This window comes from Aeromicrobium sp. CnD17-E (assembly GCF_024124745.1).
Taxonomy (GTDB): Bacteria; Actinomycetota; Actinomycetes; order Propionibacteriales; family Nocardioidaceae; genus Aeromicrobium.
The window spans coordinates 1-1,212 of the sequence record NZ_JAMXRU010000216.1; the positions used below are offsets into that span (position 1 = coordinate 1).

At 78.1% G+C, this 1,212-nt stretch carries 1 protein-coding gene; it reads left to right on the top strand.

The window, feature by feature from the left end; all coding sequences use genetic code 11:
* On the top strand, positions 1-1,212 hold a 1,212-nt coding region (locus tag NH339_RS18225), incomplete at both ends, for a hypothetical protein (RefSeq protein ID WP_253027470.1).

A 1,212-nucleotide genomic window follows, 5' to 3' on the forward strand; every position in this document is an offset into this window, starting at 1 on the left:
GGTGGCGCCCACGGCGTCCCCCTCGCGATCGTCGCCGGCGTCGCTGCCGGGGCCGCGTCGCTCGGCCGGCTGCCCGCCACGGCCCGCACGATCTCCGCGGGCGCCGCGCTCTCGACGCTCACGCTCCTGGCTGCCCTGCCCGCGTGGTCGGCCGCTCCGCAGTACGGCGCCCTGCTCGTGCTCGCCGCGGTCGCGGTGCCGGCCGTCTGGGTCCCCGGACGAGGACCGTGGGCACGAGGCGCGCGTGCGGCAGGCATCGCGCCGTCGCTCCTGGTGGCCCTCGCGCTCTTCCCCTGGGGAGCACAGCTGCTGGCCGTGGTGGGCGAGGCGCTGTCCACCACCGGCGGCCAGCGCATCGACCACCCCCTCACGACCTTCGACGTGCCCGGCACCGACCGCCCCTGGCTCGCGTGGACCCTCGGTGCCGCAGCGACCCTCGTCGTCCTCGGGGCTGCACGCTGGCGCGTCCTGAGGCACCTGCGCCCCTGGTCGCTCGGCGGGGCCACCAGCGTCGCCGTCGTCACCGCCTGGTCGGTGCTCGCCGACGCCGGCCCGTCCGCGGTGCTGCTGGCCGGCAGCGTCGTCGCCGGTGCCCTCGTGCTCTGGGCCGTGACGACCTTCGGGACGCCCGCCGGAGGGCCCGCGCCATGGGCGTGGGTGTCGGTCGCGACGCTCGGCGTCGCACCCGCGCTCGCCCTCGACGCGCCATGGGCGTGCGTCGTCGTGTGGGCTGCCTCGACCCTCGGCCTGGTCGTCGTCGCGCTCGTGCGGGCGCCACGCCTGCGGAGTGCCGTCGCGCTCGGCCTCGCCGCTGCCTGGGGTCCCGGCACGGCGGGCGCGCTGGTGGTGGCGCTCGACGGCGACGCGCAGGTCCGACTGGCCGCGCTGGTCGCCGCGGTCGTGCTCACGTTCGTCGTCGGTGTGCTCCTCGTCGACGACGACGCGCGGCGCACCGGGGTCGAGATCGGCGTCGCCGCCGCGCTCCTCGTGACGGTCGCGACCAGTGCGGCGGAGGTCACCCCGGGAGCGGGAGCGATCGCCGCGCTGTCGTTCGGGGCGACCCTGGCGCTCGTCGCGGCCGCGCCGCACGGTCGACGCGTCGTCCACCCCGCTCTCGCGGCGACGGCGGTGGTGGTCGCGGACCTCCTGGTCGCGGGGGACTGGTCCACGGCGTGGTGGGTGTGGGGTGCGGCCGCGCTCGTCGCCGTGGTC